The organism is Micrococcus sp. iso_26, from assembly GCF_056172975.1.
In genome coordinates this window covers 304,381-321,269 of the sequence record NZ_CM149652.1, presented here as the reverse complement: position 1 = coordinate 321,269, position 16,889 = coordinate 304,381, and the positions used below count along the sequence as shown (strand labels likewise).

Genomic DNA, 16,889 nt, shown 5'->3' with positions numbered 1-16,889 from the left:
CCGACGGCCGCGGCGCCACATCACAACCTGGTCACAGTTCTGCCAGGGCCCCAGAGCCACCGAGGGCCTCGCCTACGGTGGAATGCGGAGTCCTCCGTGTCTGGACACGGCGGCCATGGAGGAGACACTCCGCCCGCCACTCGACCGAGCCAGGAGACCGCATGTCCTTCCCCCGCCCGTCCGCCCGCTCCCATGAGGGCGTGCCGATGCGGGCCTTCACGGCGGAGGAACGCCCGCCGCAGTTCGTCCTCTTCTCCTTCGACGGCGGCCGTCAGGACGCGCGCTGGAAGACCTTCCTGGACGCGGCCGCGGACTCCGACGCGAAGTTCACGGTGTTCCAGTCCGCGATCAACCTCATCGAGACCGCCAATCGGGAGAACTACACGGCGCCCGGCAACGAGCCCGGCTACGTGGGCACGGAGTTCGGCGGCGACGAGGCCGAGGTGGCGCAGCGCATCGAGAACATCAACACGGCCCACGCCGCCGGCCACGAGATCGGCACCCACTACGCGGGCCACCTGTGCGCGCCCACGAGGTACGGCGCAGACCACTGGTCCACGGCCGAATGGAAGCAGGAGTACGGCTCGTTCACGGACATCCTCTCCGACCCCGGCACCTACAACCCGGGCAGCTCCCTGCCGGCGCTGGAGGTCACCCCCGACGACGTCAAGGGCGGACGTCTGCCCTGCCTCGACGGGGAGTGGGACCAGCTCGTCCCGATGTGGAAGGACAACGGACTCGAGTACGACACGTCGCGTGCCGCGGCCGCCTCCGGCGTCGCCTGGCCCTACCAGGAGGACGGGATCTGGGAGTTCGAGATGCCGATGACCTGGTCCCCCGTGCTCGCCGAGAAGGACGCGGCCAGCCCGTTCGTGATGGCGATGGACTACAACTTCTGGATCTCCGGCAACGGCGGCAAGGACATCCCGGAGGACGTCGCCCGACTCACCGACTTCCAGTACCGCACCTACCGCTACATGTACGACTCGGCGTTCGCGGGCAACCGCGCCCCGCTGGTCTTCGGCAACCACTTCAACGACTGGGGTCTCAACGCGTTCAACCCGGCTGTGGAGAAGGTCATGCGCGAGGTCTGCGTCGAGGAGGACACCTACTGCGTGACCTACCAGCAGATGATCGCGTGGCTCGAGCTGCAGGACCCGGAGGTCCTCGCCGCCTGGCGCGACCAGGCCCGGTCCGCCACCGGCACGGATGCCGAGGCCCTCGGCTGGTGACCCGCGGGTCGGCCCCCTGACACCCGCCCCCACGACGGCCCCGGCTCAGCGCGCCGGGGCCGTCCCGCGCCCGCGCAGCACGACGACGGCGCTCGCCAGGGCGGTCAGCACCAGGGCCAGGACCATCAGCACCGTCCCCGGCCACCCGTGGGACTCGTGGAACACGCCGCCCAGCCAGCCGAAGAGACTCGAGCCGGCGTAGTACGCGAAGTTGTACAGGGAGGTCGACTGGGCGCGGCCCGTGGGGGCGGCCGTCCCAGACCACGCGGAGGCCACGGCGTGGGCGGCGAAGAACGCGCCCGTCACGAGCACGAGGGCGGGCACCAGCACCGCCGGATGCGGGACCGACGTGAGGGCGACGCCTGCCGCCATGGCCGCCGTCGCACCGGCCAGGACGGGCAGCCGGCCCACCCGCGCGGCCAGCCGACCCGCGCGCGGCGACGACCACGTGCCCGCGAGATAGGCGAGGAAGACGAGGCCGGCCGCCGTCGGCGTCCAGGAGAACGGCGGGTCGAGCAGGCGGTACCCCACGAAGTTGTACAGCGCCACGAACCCGCCCATCAGCAGCGCCCCCTGCAGGTAGACGGCGACGAGCTCCGGCGAGCGCAGGTGACCGCGCACGATGCGCACGAGCGTCGCCGGGGAGGTGGGCGACGGCGTGAAACGTCGGGCACGCGGCGTGATCGCCAGGAAGCCGACCGTGCACAGCACCCCGACCACGGTGACGGCCAGCATCCCGCCGCGCCACGAGGACGCCTCCGCGACGGGCAGGGCGAGGAGCCGGCCGGAGAGCCCGCCGAGGGTGGTGCCGGCGATGTAGGTGCCGGCGGCCGCCGCGACCGCGTGCGGGACCACCTCCTCCGCCAGCAGCGCCACGGCGAGTCCCGCGACACCCCCGTGCGCCATGCCCTCGAGCAGGCGCAGGCCCAGCATGGCCTCGAACGTGGGTGCGAGGACGCCCGTGAGCGCGCACGCACTGGCGGAGACCATCGAGACCACCATGGCGCGTCGGCGGCCCCACCGGTCCCCGGCCACGGACCACGGCACCACCGACAGGGCGAGGCCGAGTGTGCTGGCGGAGACGAGCAGGGCGGCGCGGTCCGCGGGGACGCCCAGGTCGTCGCTGACCAGCGGCAGCAGACCCTGCGGGGAGTAGAGCTGGGCGAACGTGGCCACCCCCGCCAGGAACAGCCTGATCAGCAGCCTGCGGTACGCGGGCTCCCCGGGAGCGGCCGGCGCGGGTCCCGACGGCGGGACGGCCGGGGGCCCCGCGCTCGGGGGCGGAGTGGTCGGGGGCACGCCCTCACTGTATCCAGGCTGTCCACTACGATCGGTCGGGTGACTACCTCGACCCCCTCCCTCGACCTGCACGACTCCTTCAAGGCGTACGACGTCCGCGGCATCGTGGGCGAGTCCATCACGGCGGAGAGCGTCCGCGCGGTGGGCGCGGCCTTCGTGGACGTGCTGGGCCTGGCCGGTCACACCGTGCTGGTCGGCGGGGACATGCGCCCCTCCTCGCCCGCGTTCATGACGGCCTTCGCCGAGGGTGCCACGCGCCGCGGCGCCGACGTCGTCACCCTGGGGCTGATCTCCACGGACATGCTCTACTACGCGGCGGGCGTGAAGCAGGCCGCGGGCGTGGTGTTCACCGCCTCGCACAACCCGGCCGAGTACAACGGCATGAAGATGGCCCAGGCCGGCGCCGTGCCGGTCTCCTCGGACACCGGGCTGTTCGAGATCCGCGACGCGGCCCAGGCCTACCTCGACGCCGGTGAGATCCCCGCCGCCGAGACCGCCGGCACCGTGACGGAGGAGGACATCCTCCCCGGCTACGCCGCATACCTGCGCTCGCTCGTGGACCTGACGGGGGTGCGCCGCCTGAAGGTCGTGGTGGACGCGGGCAACGGCATGGCGGGCAAGACCACCCCGGCCGTCCTCGGCGACGCCGAGCTGGCCGCCCTGCCGCTGGAGATCGAGCCGCTCTACTTCGAGCTGGACGGCACCTTCCCGAACCACCCGGCCAACCCGCTGGAACCGGAGAACCTGCGGGACCTGCAGGCCGCCGTCGTGGAGCACGGCGCGGACATCGGCCTGGCCTTCGACGGCGACGCCGACCGCTGCTTCGTGATCGACGAGCAGGGCGCCCCGGTCTCCCCCTCCGCGGTCACCGCCCTGGTGGCCCGCCGCGAGATCGCCCGCGCGAAGGCCGACGGCGAGCAGACCCCCGTGGTCATCCACAACCTGATCACCTCCCGCGCCGTCCCCGAGCTCGTGGCGGCCGACGGGGGCCGGGCCGTGGAGACCCGCGTGGGCCACTCCTTCATCAAGGCGGTCATGGCCGCCGAGTCCGCCGTCTTCGGCGGCGAACACTCCGCGCACTACTACTTCCGCGACTTCTTCAACGCGGACACCGGCATGCTCGCGGCCATGCACGTGCTGGCGGCCCTGGGCGGCCAGGAGCAGCCGCTGTCCGAGCTGGCCGAGGAGTACGAGCCGTACGTGGCCTCCGGAGAGATCAACTCGCAGGTCGCGGACAAGGACGCCGCCGTGGCCGCGGTGGTGGCGCAGTTCGCCCCCGCCGTGGGCGAGGGCGTCGGCGAGGGCCAGGCCGTGCACGAGGACTTCGCCGGGGTGGCCACCACGGTGACCCGCATGGACGGCACCACGGTCGCCGCCCAGGACGGCACGTGGTGGTTCAACCTCCGCCCGTCCAACACGGAGCCGTTCCTGCGCTACAACGGCGAGGCCCGCACGGCCGCCACCATGGAGGCGCTCCGCGACGCCGTGCTGGCGATCGTCCGCGCGGAGCGCTGACCTCGGCGGCTCATCCGGCCTGGGCCAGGACGAGCGGCAGCACCCCCTGGGCGCCGGCCTCGCGCAGCACCCGCGCAGCCTCGGCGAGCGACCACCGCGAGTCGACGAGGTCGTCGACCAGCAGCACGGGGCCGTGGCGGCCGGCGTCCGGGGCGGTGCGCAACATCTGCGCCATCGCCTCGGGGACGGCGAACCGGCCGTACACGGACCCGAGCCGGTAGGCGCTGTTGCCGCCCGGCCCGGCCGTGGGGCCGCCGCGCGCGTGCTCAAGCGAGCCGAGGAACGGCAGCCGGCCGATCCGGGCGATCCCCTCGGCGAACGACCCCACCAGCTGCGGGCGGGTGCGCGAGGGCATCGCGACGACGGCGATCGGCCGCGTCCGCCACCCCCAGCCGGCCAGGACGTCGACGGCGCCCCGCAGGACCTCCTCCGGCACCGGCGCGTCCTCCCGGTCCAGCAGGTCCCGCAGGACGGTGCCCCACCCGAGGTCCGTCAGGCGGGCGAGCGCGCGGCCCTCCTCGGCCTGCGACTCGGACGCGATGCGCCCCTTGACGGGCACGCCCAGCCGGTCCATGCCCGAGGGCCACATGCGACGGGGCTCGATCGGCACACCGGTGCGGCGCAGGGCGGCCTCCGCGCGCTCACGCGCCGCCCCGTCCGATCCCGTCGGGTACCAGGGGCCGGCGCAGACGTCGCAGCGGCCGCACGGCGCCGCGGTGGGGTCGTCCAGGGTGCGGGCCAGGAACTCCATGCGGCACCGGTCCGTGGTCTGGTAGTCGAGCATGAGCCGCTCCTCGGCCCGGCGGGCCTCGGCCACGCGGGCGTACCGCTCGGCGTCGTACGTCCACTCCCGCCCGGTGGCGCGCCAGCCGCCGCCCACCCGCTCGACCGCCCCGTCCACGGCGAGGACCTTGAGCAGCAGCTCCAGGGAGGTGCGCTTGATCCGCACGGACGGCTCGAGCGCCGCCACGGAGAGGGCCCCGCCGTGGTCCGCGAGCGCCCCCAGCACGGCGCGCGCCTGCCCCTCGTCCGGCATGGAGGCGGTGGCGAAGTACTCCCAGATGCGACGGTCCTCGGGCCCGGGCAGCAGGAGCACGTCCGCGTGGTCCGTCCCGCGGCCGGCGCGGCCGACCTGCTGGTAGTACGCCACGGGCGAGCCCGGCGCACCGAGGTGCACCACGAACGTCAGATCCGGCTTGTCGAAGCCCATGCCGAGCGCCGAGGTGGCCACGACGGCCTTCACCCGGTTGGCCTTGAGGTCCTCCTCGATCTCGGCGCGACGCTCCGGGTCCGTGCGGCCCGTGTAGGCGACCACCTCGTGCCCCGCCTCGCGCAGGGCGCGCGCCGTGTCCTCGGCGGCGGAGACCGTGAGGGCGTAGACGATCCCGGAGCCCGGCAGGTCCCCGAGGTGGTCGAGGAGCCAGGCCAGGCGCGCGGCCGGGCTGGGCATGCGCAGCACGCCCAGGCGCAGCGAGGCGCGGGCCAGGGGGCCGCGGAGCACGAACACGTCCTGCTCGGAGGCGACGCCGAGCTGCTCCACCACATCCGCCACCACACGGGCGTTGGCCGTGGCGGTGGTGGCCAGCACGGGCACCGCGCGCGGCCCCTCGGCGGGAAGCAGCCCGATCAGGTCCCGGATGCGGCGGTAGTCCGGCCGGAAGTCGTGGCCCCAGTCGGAGATGCAGTGGGCCTCGTCCACCACGAGCAGACCCATGCGCGCCACGAGGTCCGGCAGCTGCTCGTCCCGGAACCGGGGGTTCGTGAGGCGCTCGGGCGAGATCAGCAGCACGTCCACCTCGTCCGCCGCGAGCCGGGCCCGGACCTCGTCCCACTCCGTGGCGTTCGCCGAGCTCACGGACACCGCGCGCACGCCCGCCCGGGCGGCGGCCGCGACCTGGTCCCGCATGAGCGCGAGCAGCGGGGAGACGATCAGCGTGGGCCCCGCGCCGCGGGCGCGCAGCAGCAGGGAGGCCACGAAGTACACGGCGGACTTGCCCCAGCCGGTGCGCTGCACCACCAGGGCGCGGCGGCGGTGGGCCACGAGCGCCTCGATCGCCTCGAACTGCCCGTCCTTGAATCGCGCGTCCGGCCGGTCCACGAGCCGACGCAGGACGGCCAGGGCCTCCTCGTGCAGCGCGGCGTCGCCCCCCGGCGCGGAGGTCTCGGGGAGGCGGGGGCCGGCGTCGGGGTGCGAGGTGGCGTCCATGGCGTCAGTATGCCAACCGGCCCGGACACCGCAGGCGCGGCGGCGCCGTGCACCGGTGGGATGATGGCGGGATGAAGCTGAGCGCCTACACCGACGTCTGCCTGCGCGTGCTGATGACGCTCGCGGCGGCCGAGGGGGAACGGCTCACCAGCCAGCAGATCGCGGACCGGATCCAGGTGCCCTACAACCACGTGATCAAGGCGGTCGCCGAGCTGCGCCGCCGCGGGACCATCGAGGTGCTGCGCGGTCGGCACGGCGGGGCCATGATCGCCGCGGCCGGTCTGGACCAGCGTGTGGGCGAGCTCGTGCGCACGCTGAGCAGCCGCGACGAGGTGATCGACTGCGCCGGGCGCGACTCCGGGGTGGCGTGCCCCTACGCCGGCGACTGCCGCCTGCGCGGCGCCCTGCACCGGGCGCGCGAGGCCTTCCTCGCCGAGCTCGACACCGTGCGGATCCGGGATCTGGTGAGCGCCGGGCCTGTCGGCGGGCCCGTGCTGCTGGGCCTGCCGGAGATCCCCGTGGCGCGCTGAGGGAACGGGCCGGGGGGCGAGTTCCCGACGGCGACGGCCGGGTGTAATCTGGCAAAACCAGCGCAAGATTCGCCACCGAGGAGACGGAGACCCCCGTGCTGTCCGAGAAGTCCCGCCCCGTCATCGAGGCCACCGCCGCCGTCGTCGCCGAGCACATGCCGGAGATCACGCCCCTGTTCTACGCCCACATGTTCGAGGCCCACCCCGAGCTCCTCGACGGCGTCTTCTCCCGCGCCAACCAGCGCAACGGCGAGCAGGCCCAGGCCCTCGCCGGCTCCATCGTGAGGTTCGCGGTGCACCTGCTCGAGAACCCGGGCACCCTGCCCGAGGCCGTCCTGTCCCGCATCGCCCACAAGCACACCGCCCTCGGCATCGTCGAGGAGCAGTACCCGATCGTCTACGAGAACCTCTTCTGGGCCATCGGCGAGGTGCTCGGCGACGCCGTCACGCCCGCGGTGGCCGACGCCTGGACCGAGGTCTACTGGCTCATGGCCGACGCCCTCATCAAGATCGAGAAGGGCCTCTACGCCCAGCAGGCCAACGACAGGATGTGGACGGACTGGAGGGTCGTCGCGAAGGAGCCCACCGGCAACGCGGCCGTCACCTTCCGCTTCGAGCCGGCCGACGACACCCCGCAGTCCCGCGGCAGGGCCGGTGGCTACGTGTCCGTGCGCCTGAAGGTCGAGGACGGCCTGCGCCAGTGCCGCCAGTACTCCCTCTCCGAGAAGGCCGAGTCCACCACCGAACGTGTCATCACCGTGAAGCTGGACGAGGGCGGCGAGGTCTCGCCCATGCTCATCCAGAACGTGGAGGTCGGCGACGTCATCGAGCTGTCCAACCCCTACGGCGACATCACCCTCGAGGACGAGGACTCCACCGCTCCCCTGGTCCTGGCGACCGCCGGCATCGGCATCACCCCGGCCGCCGCGATCCTGGACGCGCTCGCCCAGCAGGGCTCGGACCGCCAGGTCCTCTTCTTCCACGGCGACGCGTCCTGGGAGGCGGTGGCCCTGCGCGAACAGGTGACGGAGTCCCTGGCGGCGCTGCCGCACGGCGACGCCCGCCTCTTCCTCGGGGTGCGACCCGAGCAGGACCCCGAGGGCGTCACGACCGTCGAGGGTGTGATGCACTTCGACGACGTCGAACTGCCCCGCGACGGGCACTACATCCTGTGCGGCCCGCTCGCGTTCATGCAGTCCACCCGCTCGAAGCTGATCGACGCCGGCGTGCCCGCGACGTCCATCCGCTACGAGATCTTCGGCCCGGACCTCTGGCTCGCCGCCTGATCCGGCCCCGGAACGCGGAACGGCCCGCACCCCTCACGGGGTGCGGGCCGTTCCGCGTGCGGCGGGGCTCAGGCCTGCGCGAAGCGCTGCTTCTGCGCCTCGAAGCGGTCGCGGATGGCCTGCGGCAGGGACTCGCCGAACCGGCCGAGCCACTCCTCGATGAGCTCGTTCTCCTCGGCCCACTCCGCGGCGTCGACCTTGAGGGCGTCCTCGAGGTCCTCAGCCGACACCTCGAGGCCGGACAGGTCGAGCGAGCCCGCGGCCGGCACGAGGCCGATCGGGGTCTCCTCGGCCTCGGCCTTGCCCTCGAGGCGCTCCACGACCCACTTCAGGACGCGGGAGTTCTCGCCGAAGCCGGGCCAGGCGAAGCCGCCGTCGCGGTTGCGGCGGAACCAGTTGACCAGGTAGATGCGCGGCAGCTTCTCCGGGTCGGCCTTGCCGGACTCCCTGACCCAGTGGGCCAGGTAGTCGCCGGCGTCGTAGCCGAGGAACGGCAGCATGGCCATCGGGTCGCGGCGCACGACGCCCACGGCGCCGGCGGCGGCCGCGGTGGTCTCCGAGGAGAGGGTGGCGCCCTTGAGGATGCCGTCCTCCCAGTCGAAGGCCTCGGTCACCAGCGGCACGGTGGTCTTGCGGCGGCCGCCGAACAGGATGGCGTCCAGCTTCACGCCCCGCGGGTCGCGGTACTCGTCGGCCAGCATGTCCGTCTGCTCGATGGGCGTGCAGAACCGGGAGTTCGGGTGGGCGGCCGGGGTGCCGGACTCGGGCGTCCAGTCGTTGCCGCGCCAGTCGGTGAGGTGCTCGGGGACCTCGTCCGTCATGCCCTCCCACCACACGCCGCCGTCGTCGGTGAGGGCGACGTTGGTGAAGATGGAGTTGCCCTTGGAGATCGCGCGCATGGCGTTCGGGTTGGTGGACCAGCCGGTGCCGGGGGCGACGCCGAAGTAGCCGGTCTCCGGGTTGATCACGCGGAACTCGCCGTCCTTGCCGGCGCGGATCCAGGTGATGTCGTCGCCCAGGGTCTCGGCCTTCCAGCCCTCGATCGTGGGGTCGATGAGGGCGAGGTTGGTCTTGCCGCAGGCCGAGGGGAAGGCGCCGGTGATGTGGTAGGACCGGCCCTCGGGGTTGGTCAGCTTGAGGATCAGCATGTGCTCGGCGAGCCAGGCCTCGTCCCGGGCCATCACGGAGGCGATGCGCAGCGCGTAGCACTTCTTGCCGAGCAGGGCGTTGCCGCCGTAGCCGGAGCCGAAGGACCAGATGGAGCGCTCCTCGGGGAAGTGCACGATCCACTTGGTCTCGTTGCACGGCCACGGCACGTCCTGCTCGCCCGGCTCCAGCGGGGCGCCCACGGAGTGCACGGCCGGCACGTAGAAGGCCTGCTCGCGGGACATCTTGTCCAGCACGTCCTGGCCGATGCGGGCCATGATGCGCATCGACAGGACCACGTAGGCGGAGTCGGTGATCTCCACGCCGTACTTCGGGTCCTCGGCGTCGAGGTGGCCCATCACGAACGGGATCACGTACATGGTGCGGCCGCGCATGGCGCCGGTGAACGCGTCGTCGAGGATCCCGTGCATCTTCGCCGGGTCCATCCAGTTGTTGGTGAAGCCGGCGTCCTCCTCCTTCTCGGAGCAGATGAAGGTGCGGTCCTCCACACGGGCGACGTCGGCGGGATCGGAGAACGCGGCGAAGGAGTGGGGGAACTTGTCCTCGGCCAGGCGGGTCAGGGTGCCCGCCGCCACGAGCTCGTCCGCGAGACGGTCGCGCTCCTCCTCGGAGCCGTCGACCCACTGGACGGAGTCCGGCTGCGTCAGCTCTGCGATCTGAGCGACCCACTCGCGCAGCTGGGCGTAGTCCGTGGGCGCGTCCGCCAGGGCGCGATCCGCGAACGAGGTGGTGGCGTTGTCAGCCATGGTGGAGAGTCCTCCCATTGGGGTCCGGGGCCGTTCCGTCCCGTCCACTCCGATGCGTGCACCGCCGAAGCGCGCACCACATCGTTGTGGCCGCACGGTCCTGCCATGGTACCCGAGCCCGGCTATCATGGCCGCGCCCCCGCCACACCCCCGACTCAGACCACCGCAGACCGTCGATTTGCACTTCGCCGGAGAGGTCCTGTAGTGTTCTACGAGTTCGAGCCGCTCCGGCGGATCGGATGATGCGCCCATAGCTCAGCTGGATAGAGCGTCTGTCTACGGAACAGAAGGTCAGGGGTTCGAATCCCTTTGGGCGCACGATCGGAAGGCCCCGCTCCTGCTGGAGCGGGGCCTTCGTCATGTCGGCGCGCCTCTGCCACGCGCGCCGCCGCGGAGGTCAGCGCCCCGGAACCACGAAGTGCGTCAGGGCGGCGTCGCGGCCGTCGAGCTCGGCCCACGGCTTCTCCACCCGGAACACCTGCATCCCGAGCGTCGGGTAGTGCTCGCTCATGCGCAGCGCCGCGTCCTGGTCCGAGTCCAGGCTCATCAGCCGCATGCCCAGCTCCTGCACCCACGGCATGTGGCCCACCACCAGCAGCCGTCGCGTGGTCTCCTCCGTCTCGTTGACGACGGCCAGGGCCCGCGCCGCGTCGGCGCCGTAGAGCCGCGGGTCCAGGTAGGGCGTGGGTGCCAGCTCGCCCAGGCGCTCGCACACCCACACGCACGTCTGACGGGTGCGCAGCGCATCGGAGCACACGACGGCGTCCGGGACGAGGTCGTGCTCGCGGAGCCAGTCGCCGGCGGCGGGCGCCTGGGCGTGGCCTCGCTCGGCGAGCGGGCGGGCATGGTCGTCGGCCGCGTCGGGCCAGCCGGCCTTGGCGTGCCGGAGGACGATCAGGGTCTTCGCGTCGGCGGTGCTCATGCGGCCAGGCTACGGCGACGGCCCCCGCTCGGGTGAGCGGGGGCCGTCGTCGGACACGGGCGGGCGCGGGTCAGATGCTGTACTCCGGCGCCGCCCACACGACCACCTCGGGGTGGCGGTAGAAGCGGTAGCCCTGGCCGCGCACGGTGCGCACGGTGTTCGCGAGGCGGCCGAGCTTGGCGCGCAGGCGGCGGATGTGCACGTCGATGGTGCGCTCGTTGGGCACCTCGTCGGCGTTGCGCCACAGGGCGTCGAGCAGCTCCTCGCGGCCGACGGTGCGCTCGCCGTTCTCCACGAGGTAGTTCAGGAGCTCGAACTCCTTGAAGGTGAGGTTCAGCGACTCACCGTCCAGCTGCACCTCGCGCCGGGACAGATCGATCAGCACACCGGGCTGGCGCGTGGACACGGGGGCCGGCGCCTGCGCCAGGTCGGGACGGGTGCCGCCCTGCACGGTCGGGTCGCCGAGCACCTGGCGCACGACCTCGATGTCGCGGCCCTCCGCGCCGGCGGGGGCCAGGGCGACGGCGGCGTGCGACTCCGCCCCGGGGACGAGGGACTCCACGTAGTGGCGCAGCTCATTGGCCAGCCGCGTGAGGGAGGTGCCGGCGGCCGAGGCGGCCAGCTCGTCCATGCCCACGTAGATGACGAACCCACGGGCCTCGTTCTCCCGGGCCACCGCCTGGGGACCCGGGATGCCGTTCGGCGCCAGGACCGGCGTCGGCGCCGTCTGGGAGTCGGGGGCGTCGGTGCCACCGGCCAGGCGCAGGCCTGCGCGGGCCTGGCCTCGGCGGGACATGCCGTCGGCCCGGCGCTGCGCGTTGCGGACGGAGATGTGCACGTATCCGGCGGACTGACCCATGGCCACCACTCCTCTTTCGGCTCATGGCCCCTCCACCGCTCGGTCGGTGCGGCGGACGAGGCGTCACATGACAAGAATGTGACTTCACCGAGGGGACTGGCAAGTAACGTTCGCACTTTTGTCTCATTATTTGAGAAGAAGAGTCCTGAATGTGCTCAACATCACTATTCGCGGATCGGAATAGCGTCGCGAGGACGGTCGGCTCGCCCGCGTGACTCTTTCATTGTTCAACACGGCAGGACGCGCCACAGGACGAGTGATTATGCGGAATATTTATGCAGGCGACTTCCAGGCATTCCATATGACGCGATGATGACGGGTCACAGCGGGCCATGACGTCCACTAAATGGACGACACATTCGCGGCTCCGCTTGACGTCCCCGCCGGAGACGCTCCCGTGAGACGACCACGGTCCCCGCCCGGTGGGGGCGGGGACCGTGGTCGTCTCGCGGCGGACGCGGAGGTCCGATCAGGTCATTCCGCCAGGCCGTAGAGCCGGTCGCCGGCGTCACCGAGGCCGGGGACGATGTAGGACCGCTCGTCCAGGCGCTCGTCGACGGCGGCCAGGTACAGGTCCACCTCGACGTCGCCCAGCGAGGCCTCCAACCGCTCGATGCCCTCGGGCGCTCCGAGCAGGCAGAGGCAGGTGACCCGCGCCGCGCCGCGCTGGTAGAGGAAGCGGATGGCCTCGATCAGCGTGCCTCCCGTGGCCAGCATGGGGTCCAGGACGAACACGTGACGCCCGGACAGGTCGGCCGGCAGCCGCTCCGCGTAGGTGACGATGTCCAGCGTCTCCTCGTTGCGGGCCATGCCGAGGAACCCGACCTCGGCGGACGGCGCCATCTTGGTCATCCCCTCCAGCATCCCGAGTCCCGCGCGCAGGATCGGCACGACCAGCGGACGCGGGCGGGCCAGGCGGAAGCCGGTGGTCGCGGTCACCGGGGTCTCGATCCGCACCTCCTCCATGGCCACGTCGCGCGTCGCCTCGTAGGCGAGCAGCATCACGAGCTCCTCCGTGAGCTGCCGGAAGATCATGGACGGGGTCTTCTTGTCCCGCAGGACGCTGAGCTTGTGGGCCACGAGCGGGTGGTCGACGATGTGGACGCGCATGGCGCCCACGGTACCGCCCACGCGTGCCCCTCCGCCCGTCCCCGCGCCCGCGGGGACGCCGACACCGCCGCTAGGGCGTGTCTGAGAATAGATGCACGAGTCAGCTGAGACCCTGGGGACATGTCCCGGTTCCAGATGCTCTCCGACGCCCAATGGGAGTTGATCGCCCCGATGCTCCCGACCCGGACCGGCCGCGCCGGCAGGCCGTTCGCCGACGCCCGCACCATGGTGGAGGCGATCATCTACCGATACAGGTGCGGAATCGCTTGGAGGGATCTGCCCGAGGTCTACGGGCCCTGGCAGACCGTGTGGACCTGGCATCGGCGCTTGGCCGAAGAAGGCACATGGGACACGGTGCTGGCCACGCTGACCGCCGCCGCTGACGCCGAAGGCCTGATCGATTGGTCGGTCTCGGTGGACTCCACGATCGCCCGCGCGCATCAGCACGCGACGAACATCACCCGCCTCACAGGGGGATGGGTCGAACTACAAGAATCCGCGTGAGGAGCCGGCCGATCACGGCATCGGGCGCTCCCGTGGCGGGCTGAGCACGAAGATCCATCAGCTCGTGGACGGGACCGGGCTGCCGCTGGTCAGCCTGATCACCCCCGGCCAGGCAGGGGACTCCCCGATGCTGCTTCCTCTTCTGGAGCAGCTGCGCGTGACCCGGCCAGTAGGGCGGCCCCGGACCCGCCCTGCGGCGGTGCTGGGCGATAAGGCGTACTCCTCCCGGGCGATCCGCACTCACCTACGTGCCCGTGGGATCAAAGCGGTCATCCCCGAACCGGCCGACCAGCAGGGCCACCGCAGACGGCGCGGTGCCCGCGGCGGGCGCCCCGTCAGCCTCGACGCGGACGCCTACAAGGGCCGCAACGTCATCGAGCGTCAGTACGCTCACCTGAAGCAGTGGCGGGGTCTGGCGACCCGGTATGACAAGTACGCGATCATCTACAGGGCCGCTGTGGTCCTGAATGCTGTGCTCGCATGGTCAAAACGATTGTCAGACATGCCCTAGGTGTAGGAGGGCATGACGTTGTTGACTCGGGCCGGTGCCAACGAGGTCGGCGGGGCGTCCCCGCAGGAGGTATGAGGCCGATGGTAGTTGTAGTGGTTCACCCACACCGCCAGGGCCTCACGCCGAGCTGTCTCTGAGGTATACGGGCGGGCGTAGAGGACCTCATCGACCATCAGCCGGTTGTACCTCTCCACCTTCCCGTTATGGCGCGGGGTGTAGGGTCGGATCCGGTGATGCCGGCCTCCGAGCGAGACCACCTTCGCGGTGAAGTCCGCAGCCCGGTAGTTGTTTCCGTTGTCCGTGATCACCCGGTCCACGGTGATGCCGTGGGCGGCGAAGAACGCCCTCGCCCGGCAGTAGAAGCTCACGGTCGTGGCCGCCCGCTCGTCCTCCAACGCTTCGGTGTAGGCCAGCCGGGTGAACCCGTCGATCGCCGAGTGCAGGTAGGTGTAGCCGACCCGCCGGCCTGCACCACGCTTGGAAGCACGGCCTGCTTCACTTTCACGTCCGTGGGTGCGCCAGCCGCCCCCGTCTGGGATCTTCCCGATCTTCTTCACATCCAGGTGCACCATGTGCCCCGGCCCTCTCGCGGTGATCTTCTGGGGTCGTTGGCGCAGGTCTTCTCCGGCCGGGGTCAGGTCCCGTAGGCGGGAGATCCCGAGTCGGTGCAGCCACCGTCCCACGGTACGAAGACACACCCGGTGGCCTTCGGAGACGAGGTGGTGATGGATGCGCCGTGCGGACCACTTGCGCTCCCGCCGCAGGGCGTGGATCTGGGCGACCAGGACCGGATCGAGCTGGGCAGGTGAACGGTGCGGCCGGCTGGGCAGGTCCTGAAGGCCGGCTTCTCCCTGGGCGCGGAAGCGGGCGACCCAGGTGGCCACCGTGGGCCGGCTCACCCGGAACTCGGCGGCCACGTGTGCCTGCGGGATCCCGTCGTGCAGGTGGCGGTGGACCATCCTGAGTCGGCCGGTGGGGGTCAGGGGTGCGTTAGCGTGAGTCATGAGTGGGTCTTTTCGGGCAGGTCGGTGGTGTAGGAACTTCCATCCTGCGGGAGAGGCCCACTCGTCTCATCTCAGCCCGGTACCCATGTCAAGAACCTCATGACCCACAACAGCTAGGCTGGCCGCGTGTCCTCCCCCGTCCCCTCCCCCGCGCCCTCGGCCGAGCAGGAGCACGTGTGGATGGGCCTGGCCCTCCGGGCCGCCCGCGCGGCCGGAGCGGCCGGCGACGTGCCGATCGGTGCCGCCCTCGTGGCCGGCGACGGGACCGTCCTGGCCGTCGTCGGGAACGAGCGCGAGCAGCACCACGACCCCACCGCCCACGCCGAGGTCCTCGCTCTGCGCCGCGGGGCGGAGCTGCGGGCCGCCGCCGGGGCGGGCGACGGCTGGCGCCTGACGGACTGCACCCTCGTGGTGACCCTCGAGCCCTGCCCCATGTGCGCCGGTGCGCTGCTGCTGGCCCGCATCCCGCGCGTCGTATTCGGGGCGTGGGACCCGAAGGCGGGCGCGTGCGGCTCGGTGCTGGACGTGGTCCGCGACCCCCGCTTCAACCACCAGGTGCAGGTCCGCGCCGGCGTCCGTTCCGAGGAGAGCGCGGCGCTGCTGCGGGGGTTCTTCGCCGCCCAGCGCGACTGAACGCGCTCGCGCCCGACGACGGCGGGCGGCTGGTTTGGGCGCGCCGCCGCGGCTCGGGTAGGGTGTCCTGGTCTGGTGACGTGTCCGAGCGGCCGAAGGTGCAGCACTCGAAATGCTGTGTACGGTAACCCCGTACCGTGGGTTCAAATCCCACCGTCACCGCCAGATGTGAAGCCCGGGAGCCTCGTGCTCCCGGGCTTTCGCCATGCCGGGGCGGGTCCGGCCGCCGGCTCAGCGCGGCAGGACGGCGTCCAGGAACGAGGCCACCGCGGACCACGAGATGGTGGCGTGCACGGCGCTGGCCGGCACACCGTTGCGGAGCACCTCCGCGCTGCGGGTCTTCGCGGTCATCATGCCCAGGTCGTGGCCGCCCTCGGCCACCGAGTAGAACGCGGTGCGCAGTCCGGCGGCCTCGGCGGCCCGGTACAGCTCGAGGCTCTGCCCCCACGGGACCGTGACGTCCTTGCGCCCGTGGACGACCAGCAGGGGCGGCGAGTCCGGGCGCACGTGGGTGATCGGGGAGGCCAGCCGGGTCAGGCCGCCCGAAGCCAGGACCGGCACCCCCAGCATGTCCGACTTGGTGCTGCGGTCGTCGAGGTGGCAGTGCTTCAGCCGGTTCGCGCGGTTGTAGTCCGCGCACGCGCCCGGGAGCATCTGGCGGTTCATCGTCAGGAAGTCCGTGGGGCCGAAGAAGTCCACGATCGCCTGGACGCGGTCCTCCTCCGGGATCGCGTGGCCGCCGTCGGGCACCTCCCGGCCGGGCGGCGGCACCTGCTCCCGGTCCAGGTCCTGGCCACCCGTGAGGCCGGCCATGAGGGCGTTCCAGCCGCCCGACGACGAGCCGGCCACGGCCACCCGCCCCGCGTCCAGCTGCAGGCCCGGGGCGTTGCGCCGCACCCAGCGGACCGCCGCCGTCGCGTCCTCCACCTGGGCGGGGAACGTGCCCTGCTTCGAGCTGCGCACCGAGAACGCGGCGACGGCGTAGCCGTGCGGGACCAGGCCGCGGGCGACGTCGGCGCCGTCGCTGTAGCCGCGGTCGCTGCGCCAGCCGGAACCCGCGTTCCACACGAGGACCGGGAACGGCCCCTGGCCCGGCGGCCGGTACACGTCGATGCGTCCGGCGCGCCCGGGCAGGGCCGCGTACGTATGGCCGGTGGAGCTGCGCATGCCGTACAGGGCCGTCGCGTTGGCGCCCAGCGGCCCGGCGGGCGCGCCGGCCAGGTCGGTGACGACGGCCACCCCGCCCACCGCGAGGGCGCCGACCCCGAGGCCGAGCGCGGCGCGGCGGGACACCCGCGCAGAGCGAGCCGTCGACGTCATGGGCCCCCTTCCGGTGCGGGGCCGGGCACCCCGCCCCGGCGAGCG

14 protein-coding genes and 2 tRNA genes are annotated in these 16,889 nt (G+C 72.2%); 8 read left to right on the top strand and 8 right to left on the bottom strand.

Going from position 1 to position 16,889, the window contains the following annotated elements; all coding sequences use genetic code 11:
- The first annotated feature begins 161 nt into the window (after positions 1-161).
- Entirely contained in the window at positions 162-1,232 is a 1,071-nt protein-coding gene (locus AC0VX0_RS01485) for a polysaccharide deacetylase family protein (RefSeq protein WP_240756393.1), read from the top strand.
- A gap of 45 nt (positions 1,233-1,277) precedes the next feature.
- Here the strand turns inward: AC0VX0_RS01485 and AC0VX0_RS01480 are convergent, their stop codons facing one another.
- A complete protein-coding gene (locus AC0VX0_RS01480) occupies positions 1,278-2,429 on the bottom strand; it encodes an MFS transporter (protein WP_257963025.1) in 1,152 nt (383 codons plus the stop codon).
- Positions 2,430-2,570: 141 nt separating this feature from the next.
- Here AC0VX0_RS01480 and AC0VX0_RS01475 point away from each other — a divergent pair, with 141 nt between their 5' ends.
- On the top strand, positions 2,571-4,046 hold the full coding sequence (locus AC0VX0_RS01475; RefSeq protein ID WP_063189907.1) for a phosphomannomutase/phosphoglucomutase: 1,476 nt from the start codon (positions 2,571-2,573) through the stop codon (positions 4,044-4,046).
- 10 nt (positions 4,047-4,056) lie between these two features.
- Here the strand turns inward: AC0VX0_RS01475 and AC0VX0_RS01470 are convergent, their stop codons facing one another.
- Entirely contained in the window at positions 4,057-6,252 is a 2,196-nt protein-coding gene (locus AC0VX0_RS01470) for a RecQ family ATP-dependent DNA helicase (RefSeq protein ID WP_101966090.1), read from the bottom strand.
- 71 nt (positions 6,253-6,323) lie between these two features.
- On the opposite strand from AC0VX0_RS01470, the gene AC0VX0_RS01465 reads away from it, so the two are divergent.
- Together AC0VX0_RS01465 and AC0VX0_RS01460 are read left to right on the top strand one after the other, a co-directional pair.
- On the top strand, positions 6,324-6,782 hold the full coding sequence (locus tag AC0VX0_RS01465) for an RrF2 family transcriptional regulator (RefSeq protein WP_069941744.1): 459 nt from the start codon (positions 6,324-6,326) through the stop codon (positions 6,780-6,782).
- Positions 6,783-6,877: 95 nt separating this feature from the next.
- Complete coding sequence (locus tag AC0VX0_RS01460) at positions 6,878-8,068, top strand: globin domain-containing protein (RefSeq protein WP_069941745.1); 1,191 nt, start codon at positions 6,878-6,880, stop codon at positions 8,066-8,068.
- Between the two features lie 68 nt (positions 8,069-8,136).
- On the opposite strand, the gene AC0VX0_RS01455 is transcribed toward AC0VX0_RS01460, so the two are convergent.
- Positions 8,137-9,981, bottom strand: coding sequence for a phosphoenolpyruvate carboxykinase (GTP) (locus AC0VX0_RS01455; protein ID WP_036316066.1), 1,845 nt, complete (start codon positions 9,979-9,981; stop codon positions 8,137-8,139).
- Between the two features lie 244 nt (positions 9,982-10,225).
- On the opposite strand from AC0VX0_RS01455, the gene AC0VX0_RS01450 reads away from it, so the two are divergent.
- Positions 10,226-10,299, top strand: a tRNA-Arg gene (locus AC0VX0_RS01450).
- Positions 10,300-10,378: 79 nt separating this feature from the next.
- Here the strand turns inward: AC0VX0_RS01450 and AC0VX0_RS01445 are convergent.
- The 3 genes from AC0VX0_RS01445 to upp all read right to left on the bottom strand — a co-directional run bounded on the left by AC0VX0_RS01445 (position 10,379) and on the right by upp (position 12,872).
- Positions 10,379-10,903 (bottom strand): SixA phosphatase family protein, encoded by a 525-nt coding sequence (locus tag AC0VX0_RS01445; RefSeq protein ID WP_002854135.1) that lies wholly within the window; start codon positions 10,901-10,903, stop codon positions 10,379-10,381.
- Positions 10,904-10,973: 70 nt separating this feature from the next.
- Positions 10,974-11,762 carry a winged helix-turn-helix domain-containing protein gene (locus AC0VX0_RS01440; RefSeq protein WP_036316068.1) on the bottom strand — a complete coding sequence of 263 codons (789 nt, stop codon included), beginning with the start codon at positions 11,760-11,762 and terminating at the stop codon, positions 10,974-10,976.
- Positions 11,763-12,236: 474 nt separating this feature from the next.
- Entirely contained in the window at positions 12,237-12,872 is a 636-nt protein-coding gene (gene upp, locus AC0VX0_RS01435; RefSeq protein WP_069941749.1) for a uracil phosphoribosyltransferase, read from the bottom strand.
- A 120-nt stretch (positions 12,873-12,992) separates the two neighbouring features.
- On the opposite strand from upp, the gene AC0VX0_RS01430 reads away from it, so the two are divergent.
- Positions 12,993-13,887 (top strand): IS5 family transposase gene (locus AC0VX0_RS01430; protein WP_136940265.1). Its coding sequence is split into 2 segments (ribosomal slippage): positions 12,993-13,349 and positions 13,351-13,887, totalling 894 coding nucleotides; the frame shifts between segments, so codons are not numbered across the junction.
- On the opposite strand, the gene AC0VX0_RS01425 is transcribed toward AC0VX0_RS01430, so the two are convergent.
- Positions 13,884-14,891, bottom strand: a complete 1,008-nt coding sequence (locus AC0VX0_RS01425; RefSeq protein WP_069941746.1) for an IS481 family transposase — start codon at positions 14,889-14,891, stop codon at positions 13,884-13,886. The genes AC0VX0_RS01430 and AC0VX0_RS01425 overlap by 4 nt on opposite strands.
- 126 nt (positions 14,892-15,017) lie before the next feature.
- Between AC0VX0_RS01425 and AC0VX0_RS01420 the strand changes: the two genes are divergently transcribed.
- A complete protein-coding gene (locus tag AC0VX0_RS01420) occupies positions 15,018-15,524 on the top strand; it encodes a nucleoside deaminase (RefSeq protein ID WP_069941747.1) in 507 nt (168 codons plus the stop codon).
- 74 nt (positions 15,525-15,598) lie between these two features.
- Positions 15,599-15,689, top strand: a tRNA-Ser gene (locus tag AC0VX0_RS01415).
- A gap of 66 nt (positions 15,690-15,755) precedes the next feature.
- Here the strand turns inward: AC0VX0_RS01415 and AC0VX0_RS01410 are convergent.
- Positions 15,756-16,844 (bottom strand): alpha/beta hydrolase, encoded by a 1,089-nt coding sequence (locus AC0VX0_RS01410; RefSeq protein WP_049147910.1) that lies wholly within the window; start codon positions 16,842-16,844, stop codon positions 15,756-15,758.
- Positions 16,845-16,889 lie beyond the last annotated feature (45 nt).

Coding starts and splice junctions, on each gene's coding strand:
- AC0VX0_RS01485 (WP_240756393.1), top strand. CDS start 162: ATGTCCTTCCCCCGCCCGTCCGCCCGCTCCCATGAGGGCGTGCCGATG.
- AC0VX0_RS01470 (WP_101966090.1), bottom strand. CDS start 6,252: ATGGACGCCACCTCGCACCCCGACGCCGGCCCCCGCCTCCCCGAGACC.
- AC0VX0_RS01465 (WP_069941744.1), top strand. CDS start 6,324: ATGAAGCTGAGCGCCTACACCGACGTCTGCCTGCGCGTGCTGATGACG.
- AC0VX0_RS01455 (WP_036316066.1), bottom strand. CDS start 9,981: ATGGCTGACAACGCCACCACCTCGTTCGCGGATCGCGCCCTGGCGGAC.
- AC0VX0_RS01445 (WP_002854135.1), bottom strand. CDS start 10,903: ATGAGCACCGCCGACGCGAAGACCCTGATCGTCCTCCGGCACGCCAAG.
- AC0VX0_RS01440 (WP_036316068.1), bottom strand. CDS start 11,762: ATGGGTCAGTCCGCCGGATACGTGCACATCTCCGTCCGCAACGCGCAG.
- upp (WP_069941749.1), bottom strand. CDS start 12,872: ATGCGCGTCCACATCGTCGACCACCCGCTCGTGGCCCACAAGCTCAGC.
- AC0VX0_RS01425 (WP_069941746.1), bottom strand. CDS start 14,891: ATGACTCACGCTAACGCACCCCTGACCCCCACCGGCCGACTCAGGATG.
- AC0VX0_RS01410 (WP_049147910.1), bottom strand. CDS start 16,844: ATGACGTCGACGGCTCGCTCTGCGCGGGTGTCCCGCCGCGCCGCGCTC.